18 protein-coding genes, 2 tRNA genes and 3 rRNA genes are annotated in these 22,335 nt (G+C 63.7%); 12 read left to right on the forward strand and 11 right to left on the reverse strand.

Translation table 11 applies throughout. The annotated features are described in order from the left end of the window. Positions 1-55: 55 nt before the first annotated feature. The 6 genes from CupriaWKF_RS21545 to CupriaWKF_RS21570 all read left to right on the forward strand — a co-directional run bounded on the left by CupriaWKF_RS21545 (position 56) and on the right by CupriaWKF_RS21570 (position 5,645). Positions 56-1,587: ribosomal RNA gene (locus CupriaWKF_RS21545) — 16S ribosomal RNA — on the forward strand. A 64-nt stretch (positions 1,588-1,651) separates the two neighbouring features. Next, positions 1,652-1,728 (forward strand) — tRNA-Ile (locus tag CupriaWKF_RS21550). Positions 1,729-1,738: 10 nt separating this feature from the next. Continuing rightward, positions 1,739-1,814: transfer RNA gene (locus CupriaWKF_RS21555), tRNA-Ala, on the forward strand. 291 nt (positions 1,815-2,105) lie between these two features. Next, positions 2,106-4,986: ribosomal RNA gene (locus CupriaWKF_RS21560) — 23S ribosomal RNA — on the forward strand. A 129-nt stretch (positions 4,987-5,115) separates the two neighbouring features. Further along, positions 5,116-5,229: ribosomal RNA gene (rrf, locus tag CupriaWKF_RS21565) — 5S ribosomal RNA — on the forward strand. Together the 16S, 23S and 5S rRNA genes with 2 tRNA genes alongside form the textbook arrangement of a ribosomal RNA operon. A gap of 143 nt (positions 5,230-5,372) precedes the next feature. Continuing rightward, complete coding sequence (locus CupriaWKF_RS21570; RefSeq protein ID WP_276102783.1) at positions 5,373-5,645, forward strand: GIY-YIG nuclease family protein; 273 nt, start codon at positions 5,373-5,375, stop codon at positions 5,643-5,645. Positions 5,646-5,704: 59 nt separating this feature from the next. Here CupriaWKF_RS21570 and CupriaWKF_RS21575 read toward each other — a convergent pair whose 3' ends face one another. Both CupriaWKF_RS21575 and CupriaWKF_RS21580 read right to left on the reverse strand, forming a co-directional pair. Continuing rightward, positions 5,705-6,127 (reverse strand): organic hydroperoxide resistance protein, encoded by a 423-nt coding sequence (locus CupriaWKF_RS21575; RefSeq protein WP_276102784.1) that lies wholly within the window; start codon positions 6,125-6,127, stop codon positions 5,705-5,707. Between the two features lie 59 nt (positions 6,128-6,186). Beyond that, positions 6,187-6,654, reverse strand: coding sequence for a MarR family transcriptional regulator (locus tag CupriaWKF_RS21580; RefSeq protein ID WP_276102785.1), 468 nt, complete (start codon positions 6,652-6,654; stop codon positions 6,187-6,189). Positions 6,655-6,831: 177 nt separating this feature from the next. On the opposite strand from CupriaWKF_RS21580, the gene CupriaWKF_RS21585 reads away from it, so the two are divergent. Next, positions 6,832-8,298: a DegQ family serine endoprotease gene (locus CupriaWKF_RS21585; protein WP_276102786.1), complete on the forward strand. Its 1,467-nt coding sequence runs from the start codon at positions 6,832-6,834 to the stop codon at positions 8,296-8,298. Positions 8,299-8,563: 265 nt separating this feature from the next. Continuing rightward, positions 8,564-8,887, forward strand: a complete 324-nt coding sequence (locus CupriaWKF_RS21590; protein ID WP_276102787.1) for a hypothetical protein — start codon at positions 8,564-8,566, stop codon at positions 8,885-8,887. Positions 8,888-8,939: 52 nt separating this feature from the next. Here CupriaWKF_RS21590 and CupriaWKF_RS21595 read toward each other — a convergent pair whose 3' ends face one another. The 5 genes from CupriaWKF_RS21595 to CupriaWKF_RS21615 form a co-directional block, all read right to left on the reverse strand. After that, complete coding sequence (locus CupriaWKF_RS21595) at positions 8,940-10,523, reverse strand: MFS transporter (RefSeq protein ID WP_276102788.1); 1,584 nt, start codon at positions 10,521-10,523, stop codon at positions 8,940-8,942. Next, positions 10,520-11,008, reverse strand: coding sequence for a MarR family transcriptional regulator (locus CupriaWKF_RS21600; protein ID WP_276102789.1), 489 nt, complete (start codon positions 11,006-11,008; stop codon positions 10,520-10,522). Before CupriaWKF_RS21600 ends, CupriaWKF_RS21595 begins: the two co-directional genes overlap by 4 nt. 72 nt (positions 11,009-11,080) lie before the next feature. Beyond that, on the reverse strand, positions 11,081-13,108 hold the full coding sequence (locus tag CupriaWKF_RS21605) for a DUF3488 and DUF4129 domain-containing transglutaminase family protein (protein ID WP_276102790.1): 2,028 nt from the start codon (positions 13,106-13,108) through the stop codon (positions 11,081-11,083). After that, the gene (locus CupriaWKF_RS21610; protein WP_276102791.1) at positions 13,105-14,151 is read right to left on the reverse strand and encodes a DUF58 domain-containing protein; all 1,047 of its coding nucleotides are present in this window, start codon (positions 14,149-14,151) and stop codon (positions 13,105-13,107) included. Before CupriaWKF_RS21610 ends, CupriaWKF_RS21605 begins: the two co-directional genes overlap by 4 nt. 5 nt (positions 14,152-14,156) lie before the next feature. Continuing rightward, entirely contained in the window at positions 14,157-15,074 is a 918-nt protein-coding gene (locus CupriaWKF_RS21615) for a MoxR family ATPase (RefSeq protein ID WP_276102792.1), read from the reverse strand. A gap of 190 nt (positions 15,075-15,264) precedes the next feature. Here CupriaWKF_RS21615 and CupriaWKF_RS21620 point away from each other — a divergent pair, with 190 nt between their 5' ends. Then, positions 15,265-16,077 carry a phytanoyl-CoA dioxygenase family protein gene (locus CupriaWKF_RS21620; protein ID WP_276102793.1) on the forward strand — a complete coding sequence of 271 codons (813 nt, stop codon included), beginning with the start codon at positions 15,265-15,267 and terminating at the stop codon, positions 16,075-16,077. 39 nt (positions 16,078-16,116) lie between these two features. Here the strand turns inward: CupriaWKF_RS21620 and CupriaWKF_RS21625 are convergent, their stop codons facing one another. After that, entirely contained in the window at positions 16,117-16,947 is an 831-nt protein-coding gene (locus tag CupriaWKF_RS21625) for an IclR family transcriptional regulator (protein WP_276102794.1), read from the reverse strand. 160 nt (positions 16,948-17,107) lie between these two features. Then, a complete protein-coding gene (locus CupriaWKF_RS21630) occupies positions 17,108-18,613 on the reverse strand; it encodes an MFS transporter (protein WP_276102795.1) in 1,506 nt (501 codons plus the stop codon). 153 nt (positions 18,614-18,766) lie between these two features. Here CupriaWKF_RS21630 and CupriaWKF_RS21635 point away from each other — a divergent pair, with 153 nt between their 5' ends. Continuing rightward, a complete protein-coding gene (locus CupriaWKF_RS21635; RefSeq protein ID WP_276102796.1) occupies positions 18,767-19,699 on the forward strand; it encodes a LysR family transcriptional regulator in 933 nt (310 codons plus the stop codon). A gap of 42 nt (positions 19,700-19,741) precedes the next feature. On the opposite strand, the gene CupriaWKF_RS21640 is transcribed toward CupriaWKF_RS21635, so the two are convergent. Further along, on the reverse strand, positions 19,742-20,065 hold the full coding sequence (locus tag CupriaWKF_RS21640; RefSeq protein WP_276102797.1) for a hypothetical protein: 324 nt from the start codon (positions 20,063-20,065) through the stop codon (positions 19,742-19,744). Positions 20,066-20,230: 165 nt separating this feature from the next. After that, positions 20,231-20,794: a YggT family protein gene (locus tag CupriaWKF_RS21645; RefSeq protein WP_276102798.1), complete on the reverse strand. Its 564-nt coding sequence runs from the start codon at positions 20,792-20,794 to the stop codon at positions 20,231-20,233. A 186-nt stretch (positions 20,795-20,980) separates the two neighbouring features. Between CupriaWKF_RS21645 and CupriaWKF_RS21650 the strand changes: the two genes are divergently transcribed. Both CupriaWKF_RS21650 and CupriaWKF_RS21655 read left to right on the forward strand, forming a co-directional pair. Continuing rightward, complete coding sequence (locus CupriaWKF_RS21650; RefSeq protein ID WP_276102799.1) at positions 20,981-21,436, forward strand: MarR family winged helix-turn-helix transcriptional regulator; 456 nt, start codon at positions 20,981-20,983, stop codon at positions 21,434-21,436. 135 nt (positions 21,437-21,571) lie between these two features. Continuing rightward, complete coding sequence (locus CupriaWKF_RS21655; protein ID WP_276102800.1) at positions 21,572-22,237, forward strand: glycine zipper 2TM domain-containing protein; 666 nt, start codon at positions 21,572-21,574, stop codon at positions 22,235-22,237. Positions 22,238-22,335 lie beyond the last annotated feature (98 nt).

Here is a 22,335-nt window from a genome sequence, read left to right on the forward strand (position 1 = left end):
CTGAGAGTGAGCGACCGCTCGAAAGAGCGAGGACCTTCGGGTCCACACAGAGATTGAACTGAAGAGTTTGATCCTGGCTCAGATTGAACGCTGGCGGCATGCCTTACACATGCAAGTCGAACGGCAGCGCGGGCTTCGGCCTGGCGGCGAGTGGCGAACGGGTGAGTAATACATCGGAACGTGCCCTGTCGTGGGGGATAACTAGTCGAAAGATTAGCTAATACCGCATACGACCCGAGGGTGAAAGCGGGGGACCGTAAGGCCTCGCGCGATAGGAGCGGCCGATGTCTGATTAGCTAGTTGGTGGGGTAAAGGCCCACCAAGGCGACGATCAGTAGCTGGTCTGAGAGGACGATCAGCCACACTGGGACTGAGACACGGCCCAGACTCCTACGGGAGGCAGCAGTGGGGAATTTTGGACAATGGGGGCAACCCTGATCCAGCAATGCCGCGTGTGTGAAGAAGGCCTTCGGGTTGTAAAGCACTTTTGTCCGGAAAGAAATCCTCTGCCCTAATACGGCGGGGGGATGACGGTACCGGAAGAATAAGCACCGGCTAACTACGTGCCAGCAGCCGCGGTAATACGTAGGGTGCGAGCGTTAATCGGAATTACTGGGCGTAAAGCGTGCGCAGGCGGTTTGATAAGACAGGCGTGAAATCCCCGGGCTTAACCTGGGAATGGCGCTTGTGACTGTCAGGCTAGAGTGCGTCAGAGGGGGGTAGAATTCCACGTGTAGCAGTGAAATGCGTAGAGATGTGGAGGAATACCGATGGCGAAGGCAGCCCCCTGGGACGTGACTGACGCTCATGCACGAAAGCGTGGGGAGCAAACAGGATTAGATACCCTGGTAGTCCACGCCCTAAACGATGTCAACTAGTTGTTGGGGATTCATTTCTTCAGTAACGTAGCTAACGCGTGAAGTTGACCGCCTGGGGAGTACGGTCGCAAGATTAAAACTCAAAGGAATTGACGGGGACCCGCACAAGCGGTGGATGATGTGGATTAATTCGATGCAACGCGAAAAACCTTACCTACCCTTGACATGCCACTAACGAAGCAGAGATGCATTAGGTGCCCGAAAGGGAAAGTGGACACAGGTGCTGCATGGCTGTCGTCAGCTCGTGTCGTGAGATGTTGGGTTAAGTCCCGCAACGAGCGCAACCCTTGTCTCTAGTTGCTACGCAAGAGCACTCTAGAGAGACTGCCGGTGACAAACCGGAGGAAGGTGGGGATGACGTCAAGTCCTCATGGCCCTTATGGGTAGGGCTTCACACGTCATACAATGGTGCGTACAGAGGGTTGCCAACCCGCGAGGGGGAGCTAATCCCAGAAAACGCATCGTAGTCCGGATCGTAGTCTGCAACTCGACTACGTGAAGCTGGAATCGCTAGTAATCGCGGATCAGCATGCCGCGGTGAATACGTTCCCGGGTCTTGTACACACCGCCCGTCACACCATGGGAGTGGGTTTTGCCAGAAGTAGTTAGCCTAACCGCAAGGAGGGCGATTACCACGGCAGGGTTCATGACTGGGGTGAAGTCGTAACAAGGTAGCCGTATCGGAAGGTGCGGCTGGATCACCTCCTTTCCAGAGGCGCGCGTTCTGCGTGTCCAGTGTCCACACTTATCGGTTTGTTTGCTGTTACAGCCAAGGGTCTGTAGCTCAGGTGGTTAGAGCACCGTCTTGATAAGGCGGGGGTCGTAGGTTCAAGTCCTACCAGACCCACCAAGTTATCCGAGGGGGATTAGCTCAGCTGGGAGAGCACCTGCTTTGCAAGCAGGGGGTCGTCGGTTCGATCCCGTCATCCTCCACCATCACTCTGCCGAGTGAGCACGGATACCCTGGATTTGGTGGTCAAAGGAAAGCATTCACTGAGTGCTTCCCTTTGGCATTGCCAAGCGATCGCAAGATCGGCTGTTCTTTAACAATATGGGATGTAGTAAAGGTGTCGCGCGAGCGTTGATGAGACGCTGCAGTACCAACGCGATACCGGGTTGTGATTGTATCAACCAAAGTATTTAAGTGATCGAAAGATGACTTGGAATACGGCACAAATGCGAGAACTCACCTGTAGCGAAGGTCTCACTGAGACACACTCGTTATAGGGTCAAGCGAACAAGTGCATGTGGTGGATGCCTTGGCGATCACAGGCGATGAAGGACGCGGTAGCCTGCGAAAAGCTTCGGGGAGCTGGCAAACGAGCTTTGATCCGGAGATGTCCGAATGGGGAAACCCGGCCCGTATGGGTCATCGCTGGCTGAATACATAGGTCAGCGAAGCGAACGCGGCGAACTGAAACATCTAAGTAGCTGCAGGAACAGAAATCAACCGAGATTCCCAAAGTAGTGGCGAACGAAATGGGAAGAGCCTTGTACTCTTTAGCAGTGTTGTTAGCAGAACGGGATGGAAAGCCCGGCCATAGCAGGTGATAGCCCTGTATGCGAAAACAGCGTTGTGGAACTAGGTGTACGACAAGTAGGGCGGGACACGTGAAATCCTGTCTGAAGATGGGGGGACCATCCTCCAAGGCTAAATACTCGTGATCGACCGATAGTGAACCAGTACCGTGAGGGAAAGGCGAAAAGAACCCCGGGAGGGGAGTGAAATAGATCCTGAAACCGCATGCATACAAACAGTCGGAGCCTGGAAACGGGTGACGGCGTACCTTTTGTATAATGGGTCAGCGACTTACATTCAGTGGCGAGCTTAACCGATTAGGGCAGGCGTAGCGAAAGCGAGTCCGAACAGGGCGATGAGTCGCTGGGTGTAGACCCGAAACCAGATGATCTATCCATGGCCAGGTTGAAGGTGCGGTAACACGTACTGGAGGACCGAACCCACTAACGTTGAAAAGTTAGGGGATGAGCTGTGGATAGGGGTGAAAGGCTAAACAAATCTGGAAATAGCTGGTTCTCTCCGAAAACTATTTAGGTAGTGCCTCGTGTGTCACCTTCGGGGGTAGAGCACTGTCATGGTTGGGGGGTCTATTGCTGATTACCCCGCCATAGCAAACTCCGAATACCGAAGAGTGCAATCACGGGAGACAGACATCGGGTGCTAACGTCCGGTGTCAAGAGGGAAACAACCCAGACCGCCAGCTAAGGTCCCCAAGATTGGCTAAGTGGGAAACGAAGTGGGAAGGCTAAAACAGTCAGGAGGTTGGCTTAGAAGCAGCCACCCTTTAAAGAAAGCGTAATAGCTCACTGATCGAGTCGTCCTGCGCGGAAGATGTAACGGGGCTAAGCCAGTCACCGAAGCTGCGGACGCACAGCAATGTGCGTGGTAGGAGAGCGTTCCGTAAGCCTGTGAAGGTGTCTTGTAAAGGATGCTGGAGGTATCGGAAGTGCGAATGCTGACATGAGTAGCGATAAAGGGGGTGAAAGGCCCCCTCGCCGTAAGCCCAAGGTTTCCTACGCAACGTTCATCGGCGTAGGGTGAGTCGGCCCCTAAGGCGAGGCAGAGATGCGTAGCTGATGGGAAGCAGGTTAATATTCCTGCACCGTCGTATGATGCGATGGGGGGACGGATCGCGGAAGGTTGTCCGGGTGTTGGAAGTCCCGGTCCCTGTAGTGGAGAAGGCGCTTAGGCAAATCCGGGCGCGCAATTCAAGGCTATGGGGCGAGCGGCTTTATGCTGCGAAGCAATTGGAAGTGGTTCCAAGAAAAGCCTCTAAGCTTCAGTCATACGAGACCGTACCGCAAACCGACACAGGTGGGCGAGATGAGTATTCTAAGGCGCTTGAGAGAACTCGGGAGAAGGAACTCGGCAAATTGGTACCGTAACTTCGGGATAAGGTACGCCCTGGTAGCTTGACTGGCCTGCGCCAGAAGGGTGAAGGGGTTGCAATAAAATGGTGGCTGCGACTGTTTAATAAAAACACAGCACTCTGCAAACACGAAAGTGGACGTATAGGGTGTGACGCCTGCCCGGTGCCGGAAGATTAAATGATGGGGTGCAAGCTCTTGATTGAAGTCCCGGTAAACGGCGGCCGTAACTATAACGGTCCTAAGGTAGCGAAATTCCTTGTCGGGTAAGTTCCGACCTGCACGAATGGCGTAACGATGGCCACACTGTCTCCTCCCGAGACTCAGCGAAGTTGAAGTGTTTGTGATGATGCAATCTCCCCGCGGCTAGACGGAAAGACCCCATGAACCTTTACTGTAGCTTTGCATTGGACTTTGAACCGATCTGTGTAGGATAGGTGGGAGGCTTTGAAGCGTGGACGCTAGTTCACGTGGAGCCGTCCTTGAAATACCACCCTGGTTTGTTTGAGGTTCTAACCTTGGCCCGTGAATCCGGGTCGGGGACAGTGCATGGTAGGCAGTTTGACTGGGGCGGTCTCCTCCCAAAGTGTAACGGAGGAGTTCGAAGGTACGCTTGGTACGGTCGGACATCGTACCTAAAGTGCAATGGCAAAAGCGTGCTTAACTGCGAGACCGACAAGTCGAGCAGGTGCGAAAGCAGGACATAGTGATCCGGTGGTTCTGAATGGAAGGGCCATCGCTCAACGGATAAAAGGTACTCTGGGGATAACAGGCTGATACCGCCCAAGAGTTCATATCGACGGCGGTGTTTGGCACCTCGATGTCGGCTCATCTCATCCTGGGGCTGTAGCCGGTCCCAAGGGTATGGCTGTTCGCCATTTAAAGAGGTACGTGAGCTGGGTTTAAAACGTCGTGAGACAGTTTGGTCCCTATCTGCCGTGGGCGTTGGAATCTTGACGGGGGCTGCTCCTAGTACGAGAGGACCGGAGTGGACGTACCGCTGGTGTACCTGTTGTCTCGCCAGAGGCATCGCAGGGTAGCTATGTACGGAAGAGATAACCGCTGAAAGCATCTAAGCGGGAAACTCGCCTGAAGATGAGGATTCCCTGGCGGCTTGACCGCCTTGAAGGGTCGTTCGAGACCAGGACGTTGATAGGCTGGGTGTGGAAGCGCAGTAATGCGTTAAGCTAACCAGTACTAATTGCCCGTAAGGCTTGATCCTATAACCAGTGTGTTTTAGCCTGGTGAGTGGAAAATCGCCTTGTGCCGATACAGCACAACCCGAAGACTACAAAGACTACATCCCGAATTGGTGACGCTGACCCACCTGTCAGCGCCACAACCCCTTATGCCTGGTGACCATAGCGAGTTGGAACCACCCCTTCCCATCCCGAACAGGTCCGTGAAACGACTCCGCGCCGATGATAGTGCGGATTACCCGTGTGAAAGTAGGTCATCGCCAGGCTCTTACAATGCAAAACCCCTCGACAGCGTGTGCTGCGAGGGGTTTTTGCTTTTTGGGTCTCGCTCGGTGAAGATCCCAGACCTACTTTCGCGGCCGTTTGACTGGCCGTAAGATCTCATTGATCTCATCCCGATTCTGCATTCATGTCCATTGAGCGCCCGTGGTACCTCTATCTGCTCGAATGCACGGGCGGCTCGATCTACACCGGCATCACCACCGACGTGGCACGCCGCTTCGCGCAGCATCTGGTCGGAAAAGGCGCGAAATATACGCGATCGCGCAAGCCGCTGCGGGTGCTGGGACAGATTTCCTTCTCGTCGAAATCAGAGGCGCTGAAGGCGGAACTGGCCACGAAGCGTATGAGTTCCGCGCAAAAGATCGCATTTTGTGCGACGCTGGACCAACCAGAGTCATGAAAGAAAAAAGGCGTACGCCGCAAGGGCGCACGCCTTTTTGGATTGTCAGCTTCCGCTGATCAAACCACCGTCAACGTCACTTCGATATTTCCGCGCGTAGCATTCGAGTACGGGCAAACCTGGTGTGCCTGCTCGACCAGCTTTTCCACGGCTTCGCGCTCGAAGCCCGGGACCGAGATCTTCAGTTCGGCCTGGATGCCGAAACCCTGAGGAATAGGGCCGATGCCAACAGAGCCTTCGATGGATGTGTCTGCCGGCAGCACGATCTTCTGCTGTGCGGCCACATGGCGCATTGCCCCAATGAAGCAGGCCGAGTATCCGGCCGCAAACAGCTGCTCTGGATTCAGGCCGTCGCCCTTTCCGCCCATTTCCTTCGGAAGCGCCAGCTTGGTGTCGAGTTGGCCATCGGACGTGACGGCACGGCCATCGCGACCACCGGTGGCGGTGGCATGGGCGGTATAGAGGACTTTTTCGAGTTTCATGAGAGCTCCAGGGTAGTGTGGCCCGTCAGGGCAGATGAGCATTCGCCTCACGCGGCTGCTCAGGAATCGGTGCGCGCCTGTTCCAGCGACGACCGCAACGCATGCAGGCGCTGCGTCAGTGACTGGATCTCATCGATCCGGCACTGCGTGGCGCACAACAATTTTTCCGGAATGCCGGCCGCCGCCTGCCGCAAGTTGCGGCCGGCTTCGGTCAAGGCCACGATCACGCGGCGCTCGTCCGCGGCATCACGCGTGCGGCTCACCCGTCCCGCGCTTTCCAGCCGTTTGAGCAGGGGCGTCAGCGTACCGGAATCCAGCGCGAGGCGCGTACCAAGCTCGGATACCGTGAGCGTTTCATGCTCCCACAGCACCAGCATCACCAGATATTGCGGATAAGTGAGTCCAAGCTCATCCAGCATTGGCTTGTAGACTTTGGTCATCGCCAGCGATGTCGAGTACAGCGCGAAGCACAGCTGCCGGTCCAGCAGCAGCCAGTCTTCTTTCGGGTCAGTGATCGTGTCTTCCATGTCGATATATTAGACACAATTTAATTGTGTGCAAGATAAATTTCAAGCTTGGCAGAAAGTGATGAATGAGGCTGCCGTGGCTTTAAGGATGTCTTAAGTCTCGCTGGTTAGCATCAACCTGTCGCGCCACATCGCTACCTGCAGCGGCGCATGAGTATTTCTGGGAAAGGAGATTCCATGATTCGCCAGACCATCGCACGTACCGCCATTGGTTTTGCCGCGCTTGCCGCAATCGGTGGTGGCTATGCCTACTTGCAGAAGGAAGTCATCACGCCGGGGTACGCCGCGTCCACGCCTGCCGCCGCGGCCGCGCCGGCGCAGTCCGTCGCCGTAGCCACGCCGATGGACTTCTCCGGCATTGTCGATCAGTACGGGCCGGCCGTGGTCAACATCAGCGTTACCGCACGTGCGCAACGCACCGCGATGCAGACGCCACCGGGAATGGATCCCGATGATCCCCTGTTCCAGTTCTTCAAGCGGTTCGGGCCGCAGTTCCAGGGTCCGCAAGGCGGGCAGCAACTGGTAAAGGGCCTGGGCTCGGGCTTTATCGTCAGTCCTGACGGGCTGATCCTGACCAATGCCCACGTGGTGGACGGCGCGCAGGAGGTCACCGTGAAGCTGACCGACCGTCGCGAGTTCAAGGCCAAGGTGCTTGGCACTGATCAGCAGACCGACGTGGCGGTCATCCGTATCGATGCCAAGGACCTGCCCGTAGTCCGGCTGGGCGATCCGTCGCGTGTGAAGGTCGGCGAGCCCGTGCTGGCCATCGGCTCGCCCTACGGATTCGAGAACACCGTGACGGCGGGCATTGTCAGCGCCAAATCGCGCTCGCTGCCTGACGACACCTACGTCCCGTTCATCCAGACCGACGTTGCCGTGAACCCGGGCAATTCCGGCGGCCCGCTGTTCAACCAGCGTGGCGAGGTGATCGGTATCAACTCGCAGATCTATAGCCAGACCGGCGGCTACCAGGGTCTTTCGTTCGCCATTCCGATCAACGTGGCGACCAAGGTCGAGCAGCAACTGGTCGCGCATGGCAAGGTCACGCGCGGCCGCCTCGGCATCTCGGTGCAGGAAGTCAACCAGGCGCTGGCGCAATCGTTCGGCCTGCCCAAGCCATCGGGCGCGTTGGTCAATTCGGTCGAGCCCGACAGCCCTGCGGCGAAAGCCGGCCTCAAGCCCGGCGATGTCATCGTGCAGCTCGACAATGAGGTCATCGACCACTCGGGCGATCTGCCGGAGCATGTTGCCGATATCAAGCCGGGCACCGACACGACGGTGAAGGTCATCCGCAAGGGCCAGCCCATGACGCTGTCGGTGAAGGTAGGCGCCGCCAAGGACGAGGTGGTCGCGCAGAAGGGCGGCGACAACCAGGCCGGTGGGCGGCTCGGACTGGCCGTGCGGGCGCTGACGCCCGCGGAGAAGCGCCAGAGCGGAATTGAGGGCGGGCTCGTCGTGGAAGACGTAGCCGGTCCGGCCGCGCGCGTGGGCATCCAGCCGGGCGACGTGATTCTGTCGCTCAACGGCACGCCGATCGCTTCGGCGGATCAGCTGCGTGCCCTGGTGGCCAAGTCCGGCAAGCAGGTAGCACTGCTGGTACAGCGCGACGAGGCGCGCATCTTCATTCCGCTCGACCTCGGCTGACGCCTCGCAAGCGTTTACCGGCAAGGCTTCCGGGTCTTTGGGTCGCCGTATACCGGGGGTATACGGCGACGTTTACCGACGGTATACGCACCGTATACGAACTGCGTATACGACCCGCGAACCCTTGCCGGAAGCCGGTTTCCGCGCAAGGAAGGGCTTACAGAAAGCGCGACAGCAGGTATGATCTCGACTGCGATGCACGAAGCATGCGGCGGCACGGCCCGCCGACCCTGGTTCCTGCTCAATCGACAGAACAAGGAAGTCTATGCAGTTGGATTTCACCCGAGCCATTACACCGGGTCCCGAGAGAGCGCGGCGCATTACGCCGACCGCTCAATCTGCGCCGAGCCCCCGGCGGCGCAAGAAGGAAGCGCCCCCGCACTGGGAGCGCGGCTACCGTTCGCACTTCTACCGCAACGAGCGTGGCGAGAAGCTAGGCGAGGTTCGCCTGTCCGACCGCGGCGACGTGCCGGTGGTTTATCACTGGGCGGCCGGCAATTACTCGGGCGCTGAAGGGTCGCTGGTCCATGCGCGTGCGCGCGTGGAAGAGACCATTGGCTTCGGCATGCGCCAGCTTTCGTTGTTCTGACTTCTGATTTTCCTCCGGTGGCCACGTCGATGGCACCGTCCCACGTAGCGCGTCAGTCCAGACGGCGCTGCAGCAGCATGTACACCGCAGCGGTCAGCGCCAGCACCGCAATCAGGCGGTAGAGATCCTCGCAAGCAATCAGAAGGGACTGTTGTTCCAGCAGACCGCCAAGCTGAACCAGCGCGCCATGGTGTGCCTGCGCGTCATCCAGGCCACGAGCGGCCAAAGCGGCCTGTACCGACTGCATCCATAGCTGGGTTTCCGCTGTCCGTTGCCCGAGCGCGTGCACCAGGCTGTCATGCACGGCGAACTGCCGGTTCTGCAGCAACACGGCACCGATGGCCGACGCAAACGAGCTGGCGATCTGCCGCATCAGGTTCTTGCTTCGGTATCCGTGCGCGAATTCTTCTCCGCTCAGTGAGCGGAATGTCAGGCCAGCGATGGGGATGATGACCATCACGCCGAACAGGCCCTTGCCGACGAGGCCCCAGGCCAGCGCGGGCGGCCCCGCGTCCGGCGGCATGCGAGAGAACCACCATGCGGTGGCGGCCATCAGCAGGAGCCCGGTCACCATCAGCGGCTTCTTGCGCGTCAACCGCGATGCGTATCGCAGGTAGACCATGACCCCAGTCAGGCTCACCAGCGCGGCAAAGGTATTGAGCCATCCGGTGGTGGCAAGCGGAATCCGCAGCGCCTGCTCGGCGTAGATCGGAAACACGTAGGCACTGAGGTTGTTGATCATGTAGTACACGAAGTACATCCCGATGCCGGCGAGGTAGACGGGATTATGTAGTGCCCGCAGGTGCAGCACCGGCGCCTCATGGTGCCACTGATGCAACAGGAACGCGGCCAGCAGGCCCAGGCCGGCGGCGGCTATCAGCGCCAGCCGTATCGGGTGGGAAAAGATGTCGAAGCGGGCCTCGGTCATGGCGGCCTGTAGCGTGACAATGGCCGCGCCAAACAGCAGCAGCGGGCCGAGCGTTGGGCTTGGGGCCGGCCGGCGCGGCTCCGCATCGGGCAGCAGTACCCAGGCGCCGAGGGTGGCGAGCGCGGCAAACGGCAGCGCGCCATAGAACACGTCCTGCCAGACGCCGTTGTCCACCAGTTCTGCCGCGAATGCCGGTCCCAGCGCGCTCGCCGTGAAGATGCCCGTCATGAAGATGCGGCTCGCGCGCGGCCGGTCTGCCGGGCCGAACAGGACCGCGACCAGGATGCGGCAACTCGTGAACAGCGCGCCGCCGCCAAATCCCTGCACGAAACGGGCGCCCACGAGTTGCGCGAGAGAATGGCTGGTGGCGGCGCCCAGCGTGCCGGCCATGAAGACCAGCAGCGCGCCGGTCAGGTAGTAGCGGTAGCCGAAGCGGCGCGACAGCCATTGCTGCTGGAGGATCATGAGCATGCTGCCGACGGCATAGGCCGCCTGCGCCAGCGCGAAGCTGCGAGGATCCGCGTCGATGCCGCCCATGATGTGGCTCGACGCGAACACGAACATGATGTTCTCGAGAAATTCCACGCCGGTGGCGAGCGCCAGCAGCATCATCAGCAGCGTCTGGCGCTGCCGGTGGCTGAGCCACCGCAGCCAGCGCATGCCCAGGCGCAGCTGCCAGAGCGGTTGCCAGCGAGATTCCGGGTTCATGGCTGCAGGGCTTGCAGGCTCTGGTGCAGGCGGTTCAGCACGCGGGTGCTCGCGGCCAGGCCGCTTTCGCCTACCGGCGCCCAGGCTTCGGCATAAGCCGCGTGCACCAGCGGCAGGGCGCGCTCGAGCAGGCGCCGACCGGTCGGGGTGAGCGTCAGTTCCAGCGCGCGGCGATCCTGCGCGGAGGCCCGGCGATGCACGAGACCGCGCGCTTCCAGGCCATCGAGCAGCCGGGTCATCTGCGTGCGCGTGGCGTCTATGGTCGCGCCAAGTTCGGACGGCATGCTGGGCTGCCCCTCGTCGACGGCGAGCATGCTCAGGACCAGGTACTGGCTCATGTCGAGATCGAACGGCGCCAGCGTCCGGTTGATGTGATCGCGCAGCAGGCGCGCGGTGCGAAGCAGCAGGCGCGACGCCAGGATCAGGTCGCGCGGAGCATCCGGGTGGGCCGCGCTGAAACGTTCGATACGTTGCTCAAAGGACATGGTGCGGATCACCCGGATGCCGGCTTGCCAGCCCAGGTGATTTCGTTCGAGATAATTACAAATGAAATTATATCAAACGGAATGAATCTCGCCGGCGGCGGTGCGCCGCCCGTGCCCTATGCGAAGGCTGGACGATACGCGGCGCGAGCCTGCGCGCAGGTTCGCGACTGCCGCCGCCCGGCGTGCTTCCGGCATCGCACCGTAGCGCAGGCCGATATAGTTGGCGATGAATGCATGGATTGCCGGTGCCGCGTGGGGCAGCCCGGCCGCGACGCGTTCGGCGAAGGCCTGCGGACCCTCGGCCGCGCCGCGCTCGAAGCCATGGCGCGCCAGCATGCGGCACACCTTCGCATAGCACGCGTCGACCGGGTCCTTCCGCCGGCGTAGCAGCCATAGCGGCAGCAGTGCCAGCAGGCTGAGCGCGGCCAGTCCGTATGCGAGAAGTTGAGCGAGGCTGATGCCCGGCAGCCAGTCGCCGAACAGCCGCTCTTGCTGGCCGCGGTCGTACTGCAGGATCCAGCGCTGCCAGGTGTAGGTCAGCCCGTCGTAGGCCCAGCGCAGGTTGCGCAACCAGCCGGCTTCCTGGCCCGCTGACCAGACAGCGGAATCCCGGCCGCCCAGTGCCGCATCGAGCCCCTGTTCGACGCGGCTGGGGGCCACTGCGCTGGTTGGATCGACGCGCACCCAGCCGCGCCCTTCCAGCCAGACCTCGGCCCAGGCGTGGGCGTCGGCCTGCCGCACGATGTAGTGGCGTCCGATCGGATTGTACTCGCCGCCCAGGTAGCCGGCCACTACCCGTGCCGGCACGCCCGCCGCGCGCATCAGGAAGACGAAGCTGCTGGCATAGTGTTCGCAGAATCCGCGATGCGTCTCGAACAGGAAGCTGTCGATCTGTTCCGCGCCCAGCGGCGGTGGCCGAAGCGTATAGCCGAACGGCGCCGAGGCGAACAGGTGCAGGGCTGCCTGCACGCGCTGCAGCGGTTCGGCATAGCTGCCGGCCCATTGCGCGGCCAGTTCGCGTGCGCGCGGGTTGCCCGGCGGCAGGCTCAGGGCCAGTGCCCGCGTGCGCGCGGACAGGGGTTCTGGCGAGGATCCAAGGGTGGAGCGCGCCCGGTAGCGGATGCGTTGCTCCACCGGCATGTCCAGGAAATACTCGCCATCCGCGGAGACCCGGGCGTTGACGTTCGATGACACCGCCACGCCGCGGTCCAGCGCGAACAGCCAGCGCTGCTGGCTTGGCTCCAGCGTGATGGTGTAGTCGACGCTGCCGGCCTGCTGCGACTCGGCCTGCGGTGGGGCGGCAGGTAACATCGCCTGCTGGCGTTGCGCGACGGGCAGCCAGCTTGCGCCGTCGAACTGCCACAACACCAGAGCCCGCCAGTAGAGGGCACCCGCGGGCAGCGCATTGCCGTCGATCTCGGCGCGCAGCGCGATTTCCGGCGAGCGTACGAGTTGCCCGACGCTTCCCGGCCGCATCACATTGCTGATGCCGGTCCGCGTCGCCGGCGCCGATTCCGGCAGGCGCCACAGCGGATGTTCCAGTCGTGGAAACAGCACGAACAGCAAGAGTGTCCACGGCAGGCCGATCAGCGCCATGCGGCCCAGCAGCGGCCAGATCGCCAGCCGGCCACGCGCTTCAGGGTGATGCAGCAGCAGCCAGTTGCGCAGCACCCACGTCCCGATCGCCACGCTATACAGTGCCAGCCAGAATGGCTGGTCGGACAGGTACAGCGTCAGCAACAGGTAGAACGACAGCTGCGCGACCAGGGTCGCGTCCGCAAGGCTATGGCATTCCAACAGCTTGAGCACGACAAAGGCGCCCAGCAGGGCGACGGCCAGGTCGCGCATGGTGCCGCCGCCGTCCTGCCAGATCAGCGCGGCGGCGAGGCCCAGCACCAGCACGGCCGCCACGCCCAGCACCACCCTGGATGGCAGCGGTGCTTGCCTGTGCCATAGCAGCCAGCGCCAGCCCAGCAGCGCGAGCAGCAGCAGGCTGACCGCCACAGGCAGCGTACGCGCCTGCGGCGCGAGGACCAGCGCGAGCTGGCCGAGCAGGACGCCGTGATCCCGGTGCGCCAGCGGCCGCGCCTGCGTGCTCATGCCGGGCCTGCGCTTGCGCCATGTGGCGCGCGCCACAGTGCCAGGGCTTCCAGGCAGGCGCGGCGATGGCCCGCGCCGTGTCCGGGCCGGATGTCCACGCCGGGCAGGCGCAGGCCGACTTCCGTTTCATCGCTTGCCGCGAGCAGCCAGGCACATAGCCGGGACAGCCGGGCCTCGGCCGGCATGCCCGGTGGCAGGGCGCGCCAGTCCAACCAGCGTGTCGGCCGCGCCGGTGAATCTCCCGCGCGGCTCATCCAGCGGCCGGTGCGCGCACTGTGCTTCCAGGCAATGCGGTGCAGCGGGTCGCCGCAGCGGTACTTGCGAAGCTGGTCGATGCCTTCGTCAGTGACGTGGCCGCTGGTATTGCCGTCTTCGCCAGGGTCCAGGGCTGCCATCGGGGGCAGCGGCGGTGCGGCGGACTCTGGCGCCGGGAAGACCAGCACAGACAGGCCCAGTTCTGCATAGCCCCAGACCCGCAGCAGCCCGAACGGAAAGCGGCTGGAGAGCGTGATGCGTGGCAGGCGCAGCCAGCCGCGCTGCACGGCCGGTACGAGCAACGTCAGGGTGCCGTCGCTGGCGGCGTCCAGCGTGATACCGGGGGCCGCGACCCCGGGCATGGCCACTACGCTGGCTTCAATGCCGATGCGGGCCTGCGCGTCAGCGTTCGACAAGCGCAGCGTGAAGGCCGCGTCCTGCCCGGCGAAGGCCTCTTGCGCGGGAGCATTGGGATCGGCGGTGACGGACAGGTCGAGCAGGTTCCGATACGCCGTCCACATGCACGCCATGCCGATGCCTGCCAGCAGGAACGTCAGCCCGAAGCCGAGGCTGAGGTTGTAGTTCAGCGAGGTCAGCAGCATCGCCAGCAGCAGTACCGCGAAACTGAGGCCGCTTCGGGTGGGCAAGATGTAGAGGCGCCGGCGGTCCAGCCGCACCTCGCGTTGCTCGGGCACGCGCGGGGGCCGGAACCAGCGGCGCCGATACGGCCCGGCGCCGGCCTGCGGCAGCGCGGCATGGCGGGCTGCCGCGGACAAATCGCGCGGCATGGCCGTCAGGGAATGGGCACACTGGCCAGCAACGCGGCCAGGCTGTCTGTGCCGGCTCGCGCGCCGACGGGCGCCAGGCGGTGCGCCGCCACGGCGGTGAAGACCGCCTGCACATCTTCGGGCAGCACCATTTCGCGTTGCTCCAGCAGCGCCCATGCCCGCGCGCAGGCCAGCACCGCCAGGCCCGCGCGCGGCGACAGCCCAGCCGCAAAGGCGCTGCTTGCGCGCGTGGCCTGGACCAGCGCCAGCACGTAATCGACCAGCGCGGGGCTGGCATAGACCTGTGCCGCGGCATCCTGGAATGCCAGCACCTGCGCGGCGTCCATGACCGGCTCGTCCTGCGGCGGCGCGGAGCCGCCCAGGTACAGCACGCGTTCGAACGCGGGGTCGGGATAGCCCAGCGACAGCCGCATGGTGAAGCGGTCCAGTTGCGACTCGGGCAGCGCGTGCGTGCCGAGCTGTTCGAGCGGGTTCTGCGTGGCGATCACGAAGAATGGCGATGGCAGTGCGTGGGTGGCGCCGTCATACGTGACCTGGCCTTCGGCCATGGCTTCGAGCAACGCACTCTGGGTCTTGGGCGGGGCACGGTTGATCTCGTCGGCCAGCACCACCTGCGCGAAGACCGGCCCGCGATGGAAGCGGAACTCGCCCGAGTCGCGCACGAACACCGAAACGCCGATCAGGTCGGCGGGCAGCAGGTCGCTCGTGAACTGGACACGCTGGTACTGAAGCCCCAGCGTGCGGGCCAGCGCGTGCGCCAGCGTGGTCTTGCCGACGCCGGGCAGGTCTTCCAGCAGCAGGTGGCCGCGCGCCAGCATGCACGCGAGTGCCAGGCGAATCTGGCGCGGCTTGCCAAGCACGATGCGGCCAAGCCGGGTCTGGGCTTCGGTGAGCGTAGCGACGATCCGGGGGCGAGCAGTCACGTTGGCCTCGGGCTGGGAGACAGGGGAATTCGCGCATTGTAGCGGCGTGCGTCTTGCACGGCACAGTCTGTTTCCGCACGAAGACGGCCGATGTAGGGCCGCATGCGCCCGCCAGGCCGGGCGAGGTCCGCCGGGTTCTGGCATCATCATCGTATTGGCTGTGCCTTGGCCTGAATCTCCCTCTGCCGCGATGACCTCCCCGCTGGACGCTGTCTCCCTCCCGCCTGCCACTTCCACCGAACCCGATCCCGCCGCGCTGCAGCGCCTGGCCGAGGCGTTTCACAAGGATGGTTTCATCGTCCTGCGGGGCTTTGCCCCCGAGCAGGCCTGCGCCGCGCTTGAGGCGGTGACGCGCACCCACCTGGCCGCGGTCATCCCGCCCGTCGAGTTCGAGGCCGACCTCGGCTACCCGGGGGCGCCGGCCAATCGCGATGCCGCAGGTGGCGGTACCGTCAGGCGCCTGCGGCAGGCTTACGGACGCGACCAGGTGTTTCGCGATTGGGCGACCGACCCGCGCCTGACCGCCGTGGTGCAGGCCCTTCTCGGCGAACCCGCGCGCATCACGCTGGCGCATCACAACTGCGTGATGACCAAGCATCCGCACTACGGCAGCCAGACCGGCTGGCACCGCGATACGCGCTACTGGTCGTTTATCAGCCCGGAGCTGGTGACGGTGTGGCTGGCGCTGGGCGACGAGGACGAGAGCAACGGCGTCCTGCGCGTCATCCCCGGCTCGCACCGGGCGGTGCTGGAGCCTGGCCAGCTCGACCCGGCCGAGTTCCTGATCGAAGCCCACCCGGCCAGCCAGCCCCTGTTGCAGGGCGCCGCATCGCTGGCGCTGCATCGCGGCGACGTGCTGTTCTTCGACAGCCGGCTGTTCCATGCCGCGGGCCGGAACAGTTCGAATGCGGTGAAGCTGTCGGTGGCGTTCGCCTACTTTGGCGCGAGCAACCGCCCGGTGGAGGGCACGCGCTCGGCGGAGTTCGGCAGCGTCGAACTGTAGCGACAGCGCTAGCGGCCCCGGCGCAGGGGGCTGTGCCGCTCAGGTGCGCAGGCCGACCAGTCCGGAGATCTTGCCGGCCGCTTCGAGCAGCGAGGGCAGGAAGCGCTCGAGCATTTCCGCGGCGCTGGTGCGGTTGGCCTGCCCGCTGATATTGAGGGCGGCAATGGTATGGCCGGCTCGGTTGCGGATAGGCGCGGCCAGCGACACCAGTCCCTCTTCCAGTTCCTGATCGTTCAGCGCCCAGCCGCGCGTGCGGATTTCGGCGATGACGCCCTTGAGCGCGTCCGGATCGATGATGGTGCGGCTCGTGCGTGCGCGCAGGTCGGTATTGCGCAGCACGCGGTCCAGCTCGTCATCGGCCAGGCCGGCCAGCAGCACGCGTCCCATCGACGAGCAGTAGGCCGGCAGGCGGCTGCCGATCGACAGGTTGATGGTCATGATCTTGCGCGCCGGCACTCGCAGCACGTAGACGATCTCGGTGCCATCGAGCACGGAAATCGAGCAGCTTTCGTGGACCTGCTGCGAGAGCGCCTCCATGATCGGCTCGGCCAGGTTCCAGAATGGCATCGAGGTCAGGTAGGCGAAGCCGAGATCCAGGATCTTGGGCGTCAGGCGGAACAGCCGGCCCTCTGCCTGGACATAGCCCAGGCCCACCAGCGTCAGCAGGATGCGGCGCGCGCCGGCGCGCGTCAGGCCGCTGGCCTGGGCGATTTCCGTCAGGGTCTGTGCCGGGTGTTCGGCGTTGAAGGCGCGGATCACGGACAGCCCGCGTGCAAAGGACTGCACATAGCTGTCGCTGGGCTTTTCAGGTGTGGCGGCGGAAGTGGCGGCGGTTTCCGCGGCGGGTCTGGGGTCGGCGGGACTGGCCATCTGTCTGGCACCGGCACGGTCGCCGGAAGTGGCACGCAAAGGCCGAAAGGGTAGAGGAAATACGCCGACTGCGCCAGTGCAGGCCGAAGCACGTGCTGGCGGCGCCCGCTTGGGGCGCCGCCGCCATGCTGTCTCCTGCACCGCGATGCGGTTGGGCGTCTTAGCGGAAGCTCTTCTGCAAAAGGACGAAGACGGCCATGGCCACGCACAGCGCCGCGAACCCGTGAAGCATGTCAATGCCGGCCAGCAGCGTTGCCTGCCGGTCGATTTCGAGCGAGATCCTGGCCAGGCTGGACGCGGACAGCGCGTCCGGCATCTGCAGCGCCGGAGTGAAGCGCGTGACGTGCTCGACCAGGTGGGTGCGGTGCGCGGCCAGGCCGTCCTGCATGAAGACGCTGGCCAGGCCCGTGCCGGAGGCCGAGGCGATCTGCTTGCAGACGTTCTTGAACTGGTATGCGTGGGAGAAGTCCTCGACCGGCAGGTCGAGATAGGTCATCGACGCGACCTGCACCATCAGCAGCACCGGCGTCAGGCCTTCGAGCAGTACCACAGGCACCAGCGCGTAGTCGGGCGCGCCGGGCATCAAGGTGTAGGACAGCAGCATGGCCGCGCACGCATAGACGACAAAGCCAATGGCGATCACGCGGCGCTTGCGGAAGACCAGCGCCATGCCGAGCGTGATCATCACCGCGCCGATGGTCGAGACTGTGCCGCTCGTCGAGAGCAGCATGCAAGTGGTGCGGAAGGTCAGGCCCAGGCCGCTTTGCGTGAGCGTCGGCAGCAGGAACGCCCAGGCGGACGAGAGCAGGTAGTACAGCGTGTAGAAGCCCAGCCCATACAGGTACTGGCGCCCGGCCAGGCGCGAGAAGTCGATCCACGGGTCCGGATGCCGGTACAGGCGCCAGCCGCTGAACGCAAACAGGCCCACGCCGAGCAGCGCGGCCAGCGGCATCTGGGGCGAACTGAAGAAGCGTGTGTAGCGCATTTCCTGCAGCGTGTGCAGGAACACCAGCGCCCCGAGCGCCGCCGCGATGGCCGCCGGCCAGTCCAGCGTCGACACGGGCGGATGCGGATCGCGCGGTGCGCGCGTGGGGTAGGTGGCGATCACCGACAGCAGCACCGGCAGCGAGATCCCGGCCTGGAACAGGAAGACCGCGCGCCAGCCGATGTCGTCAAGGAAGATGCTGGTCAGCCAGGGCGTGATGGCCAGCATTGCAAACGCGCCGCCGCCAAAGCGCAGCATCAGCGGTGCGCGCTCGGCCGGCGTGGACACCAGTTGCACCAGGATGCGCGAGGCCGCAAACAAGCCGCCCGCGCCGAGCCCCTGCACTGCCTTGCCGGCAATCAGCCCGCCCGGGCTGGCGGCCTCGGCGCACAGCAGCGAGCCAGCGATGAAGACCAGCAGTGACGCAATGGTGAAGCGCTTGTACGTGGTGCGGCGCGCGATCTGGTCGAGCACCATGTTCATCAGCACCGCGGTGGCGGCATAGGCCGAGACCGCGTACAGGTAGTCTTCGGGCGCGGCGCCCACGCCCCCCTGGATGTGCTGGCTGGCCACGCCCATCATCAGCGTCGAGGAGAAGTCGATGCCGGTGACCAGCCCGAGCGTCAGCCCGAACAGAGACAGGCGCCAGTGGCCCATCTCGGGGTGGCTGGCGATCTGCATGAGGGGTCGTTGGGGGGCGGCGGCAGCCATGGTGACCTGGCCTTTGGCGTCAGGAACGCCGAAAACTGCGGGGACAGACGTTTGTGGTTGCATCGCTAAAGCATAATGTCGCCTGCTGTCCAGAACTACAGCTTGTCAGGGAAACATTGTCCGGTGAACGAAACAATTCAGTGGAATGATTGGGAAGCGTTCTGCTGCGTGGTCGAGCAGGGCACATTTACGGCCGCGGCGGAGCAGCTCGATTGCCCGAAGTCGCGCGTGTCGGCGGCCGTGGCGCGTCTGGAGACCGCGATCGGCGCCAAGCTGCTGGAGCGCACCACGCGCCGCATGCGGCTGACCGACGCGGGCAGTGCGGTGTACCGCGACGTGGCGCCGCTGTTCGCGCGGCTGCGCGAGATCCGCCAGGAAACGCTCGCGCGCGAAGAGCGCGTGCAGGGCGTGCTGCGCATTGCCACGCCGTATGAGTTCGGCGCCCAGCAGCTGGGCGGCATCATCTGCCGCACGCTGGCGGCACATCCGGCGCTGGATGTCTCCGTGGAAATCACGCAAGGACTGGTCGATCCGATCCGCGACGGGTTTGACGTGGCGTTCGTGATCGTCGACGCCGACCTGCCCGACTCCGGCACGGTGGCGCGCCGCATCTACCACGTGGAGCGGGGGCTTTTCGCGGCGCCCGCGCTGGCGGCCAGCCTGCCGCCGCTCATGCGCCCCGAAGACCTGGCCAATCTGCCGACGCTGACCACGCCGGGCGATACGGTATGGGAATTCCAGCGCGACGAGGAGTGCATCACGGTGCCGATCCGGCCGCGCATGCAGACCTTCAACGCGGAACTGCGGCTGCAGGGCGCGCTGGCGGGCCTGGGCATTGCCAAGTTGTCGGTGAACTATTGCGAGGCGGAAATGGCGCAGGGCAGGCTGGTGCGCGTGCTGCCCGAATTCCCGCTGCCGCCGCTGAGGGCGTTTGCGTTGCTGCCAGACCGGCGTTTGCAGCCGCGCAAGGTGCGGGCATTCATGGAGGCGATCGAGTCGATGCTGGAGCCCGAATTCGACCAGGACCCGGAGGAAGGTGCCAGCCCGGCGTTCTGACCGGGCCGGAGATGCGGGGGGCTTTTAGTTCAGCAAAGGGGCTCAGGCGCCTTCGGTGAAGGCATCACGGGCTTCGGTGACGGAGCGGGCGCCGTCCGTGTACGGGTCGCGCTTGCCGAGGTTGGCGCCGTCAGTGAACGGATCCACCTTGCCCAGCTTCGCGCCGTCGGTGTACGGGTCCACCTTGCCGAGCTTGGCGCCGTCCAGGTACGGGTCGACCTTGCCCATGCGGGCGATGCTGCCATCCAGGCGGGCCAGGTCCGAAACCGGCGCGGCAGCGTGGGCGCCGGAAGCGGCGGCCAGCGTCAGGCCGAGCGCGCAAAGAACGGATGTGGCAAGGTTGCGGCGTTGTGCAAGGGTCTTCATGATCGTGTCCTTCTTTGTCAGGGTTTGTGGCGTCAGCCACCTTGACCTGTAATGTAGGACTTCGAAGCACTCGGAAAAAGGGTCAATCCTCGACACACTGTCCAGTGCGCTGGACAATGTCATGGGGGCGTCATCGGGGTGGATCCATGGACCCGCGTGCTTGCATCAGTAGTGCATGCCGAACACGCCCACGCTCAGCCTGGCAATGATCATCAGCAGGATCTGCGCGATCACGAACAGCACCAGCGGCGATATGTCGAACCCGCCCAGGCGCGGTATCACCCGCTGGATCGGGCGCAACAGCGGGGCCGTGAGGTGGTTGATGGCGGGCGTGACGGGCGAATGCGGGTTCACCCACGACAGGATCGCCATCAGCAGCGTTACCCACATCACCAGGCTGATGCCCCACTTGAGTACATAGAGGACGGCGGCCAGCAGCAGCATGGGCAGGAATGCAAGCAGTTCGCCGCCCGTGAGCGCCGCCACCAGCAGCAGAAACGCCAACGCGGTCAGCCAGGCGCCGATCACCGTGGCCCAGTCGATGCCGCCAAGCCCGGGAATGACCCGGCGCAATGGCCGCACCAGCCAGTCGGTGACCTGGAATACCCCCTGCGACACCGGGTTGCGCGTAGGCAGGCGGGTGATCTGCATCCACACGCGCAGCAGCAAGGCCATGCCGAACAGGGTAAAGACGGTATCGAGCAAGAAGAGGGCGATTTCCGTGAACATCAGTCAGGTTTCCGTGGCGGTGGGAAAGGTGTCTGCAACCGCACAGATTCTGCCATAGCCGGATGCCGGGACGGCGCGGCTTCGCAAACCGCGCTGTGGCGGGACTGCCCCTATAATTGCGTCGGTCCGAATCCTGCCGACTGCCGTCCCCTGCGCGGACGCGCGGTTTTTCCGTCTTACCTGCCCATGCCCAGCAAGTCCGCCTCCGCGAAACCATCGCCGCTCAGCAAGCCGGACTTCGAGGCGCTATCCGACTTCCGCTACCAGATCCGGCGCTTTCTCCGCTTTTCGGAAGACGCGGCACGCAATGAGGGCGTGACCGTGCAGCAGTACCTGTTGATGCTCCACATCCGCGGCTGCCCCGGCAAAGGCTGGGCGTCGATCGGCGAACTGGCCGAGCGGCTGCAGGCCAAGCAGCACGGGGTGGTCGCCCTGGTGAACCGCTGCGAGGCGGCCGGCCTGGTCAAGCGCAAGCTCAATAGTGAAGACCGCCGCGTGGTCGAGGTGCACCTGCTCGCCAAGGGCGAGCGCTGCCTGAACCGGCTGGCCATGCTGCACCGGACCGAACTGGAATCGTTGCGCGGGACCTTCCGTGTGGCGCGCATCACTGCCTTCAACGACGACGAAGCCGAGCGCGACTGAGGCCACCACACCTTTGTCGGCAGCCACGTCGTTACAGCCGGTTACCAATCAAGATTCGTGGTGACACCCATCGGGGCTGCGCTGGCCCTAGAATCGCGCGCATTCCCAACACGCGAATTCGCAGGAGCCGTTTACATGTCCATCCCCTTTCGTTCGGTTGTGCTTGCGGTGCTCGGTGCCGGCGCGCTGGCCGGTTGCGTGACTGCGCCTTATGGCGGGTACGCAGGTGGCTATTCGGGCGGATACTCTGGCGGCTATGGTTCCTACAGTGGCAGCACTGCCGCCACCCAGGCGGGTTATCCGCAGTCGTCCTACCCGCAGGCCCCATATCCGCAGACCTCTTATCCCCAGCAGGGATATCCGCAGGCAAGCTATCCGCAGCAGCAGGGCTATCCGCAATCGGGCTACCAGCAGGGGTATCCGGCTGACAGCGGCTACGGCAACGGCGGCGCCGAGCAATATGGTGTCCGCTACGGCTGGGTGGAGAGCATCGAGGTCGTGCAGGGGCAAGCGCCCTCCACGAGCGGCGCCGGCGCGGTGGTCGGGGGCGTCGTGGGTGGTCTGCTGGGGCACCAGGTCGGTGGCGGGCGCGGCAACACCGTGGCCACCATCGGCGGCGCGGTCGTCGGCGCGCTGGCCGGCAATGAAGTGGAAAAGCGCGGCAGCGCCGTGGCGCCTGCCTATCGGGTGCGGGTCAGGACCAATGACAATGGGTACCTGACGGTGACGCAGGCTAATCCTTATCAGCTTCGTAATGGGGATAGGGTGAAGGTGGAGAATGGGGTGGCGGTGCCTTATTGATTGATTGGGGGGCTGGGGGTGTCGTGCTTGGCGGGCGCCACCACGATGCCCCGTCGGCTACGCCGGCGAAACAGCGGCGCCTGCCAAGAACCACAACC

Source organism: Cupriavidus sp. WKF15 (assembly GCF_029278605.1).
Classification (GTDB): domain Bacteria; phylum Pseudomonadota; class Gammaproteobacteria; order Burkholderiales; family Burkholderiaceae; genus Cupriavidus.

Excerpts from the sequence above, each read along its gene's own strand:
- CupriaWKF_RS21640 (WP_276102797.1), bottom strand. The coding sequence starts at position 20,065 with ATGAAGACCCTTGCACAACGCCGCAACCTTGCCACATCCGTTCTTTGC.
- CupriaWKF_RS21630 (WP_276102795.1), bottom strand. The coding sequence starts at position 18,613 with ATGCAGATCGCCAGCCACCCCGAGATGGGCCACTGGCGCCTGTCTCTG.
- CupriaWKF_RS21620 (WP_276102793.1), top strand. The coding sequence starts at position 15,265 with ATGACCTCCCCGCTGGACGCTGTCTCCCTCCCGCCTGCCACTTCCACC.
- CupriaWKF_RS21655 (WP_276102800.1), top strand. The coding sequence starts at position 21,572 with ATGTCCATCCCCTTTCGTTCGGTTGTGCTTGCGGTGCTCGGTGCCGGC.
- CupriaWKF_RS21585 (WP_276102786.1), top strand. The coding sequence starts at position 6,832 with ATGATTCGCCAGACCATCGCACGTACCGCCATTGGTTTTGCCGCGCTT.
- CupriaWKF_RS21650 (WP_276102799.1), top strand. The coding sequence starts at position 20,981 with ATGCCCAGCAAGTCCGCCTCCGCGAAACCATCGCCGCTCAGCAAGCCG.
- CupriaWKF_RS21595 (WP_276102788.1), bottom strand. The coding sequence starts at position 10,523 with ATGAACCCGGAATCTCGCTGGCAACCGCTCTGGCAGCTGCGCCTGGGC.
- CupriaWKF_RS21610 (WP_276102791.1), bottom strand. The coding sequence starts at position 14,151 with ATGCCGCGCGATTTGTCCGCGGCAGCCCGCCATGCCGCGCTGCCGCAG.
- CupriaWKF_RS21605 (WP_276102790.1), bottom strand. The coding sequence starts at position 13,108 with ATGAGCACGCAGGCGCGGCCGCTGGCGCACCGGGATCACGGCGTCCTG.
- CupriaWKF_RS21645 (WP_276102798.1), bottom strand. The coding sequence starts at position 20,794 with ATGTTCACGGAAATCGCCCTCTTCTTGCTCGATACCGTCTTTACCCTG.
- CupriaWKF_RS21580 (WP_276102785.1), bottom strand. The coding sequence starts at position 6,654 with ATGGAAGACACGATCACTGACCCGAAAGAAGACTGGCTGCTGCTGGAC.
- CupriaWKF_RS21570 (WP_276102783.1), top strand. The coding sequence starts at position 5,373 with ATGTCCATTGAGCGCCCGTGGTACCTCTATCTGCTCGAATGCACGGGC.
- CupriaWKF_RS21590 (WP_276102787.1), top strand. The coding sequence starts at position 8,564 with ATGCAGTTGGATTTCACCCGAGCCATTACACCGGGTCCCGAGAGAGCG.
- CupriaWKF_RS21575 (WP_276102784.1), bottom strand. The coding sequence starts at position 6,127 with ATGAAACTCGAAAAAGTCCTCTATACCGCCCATGCCACCGCCACCGGT.
- CupriaWKF_RS21625 (WP_276102794.1), bottom strand. The coding sequence starts at position 16,947 with ATGGCCAGTCCCGCCGACCCCAGACCCGCCGCGGAAACCGCCGCCACT.
- CupriaWKF_RS21600 (WP_276102789.1), bottom strand. The coding sequence starts at position 11,008 with ATGTCCTTTGAGCAACGTATCGAACGTTTCAGCGCGGCCCACCCGGAT.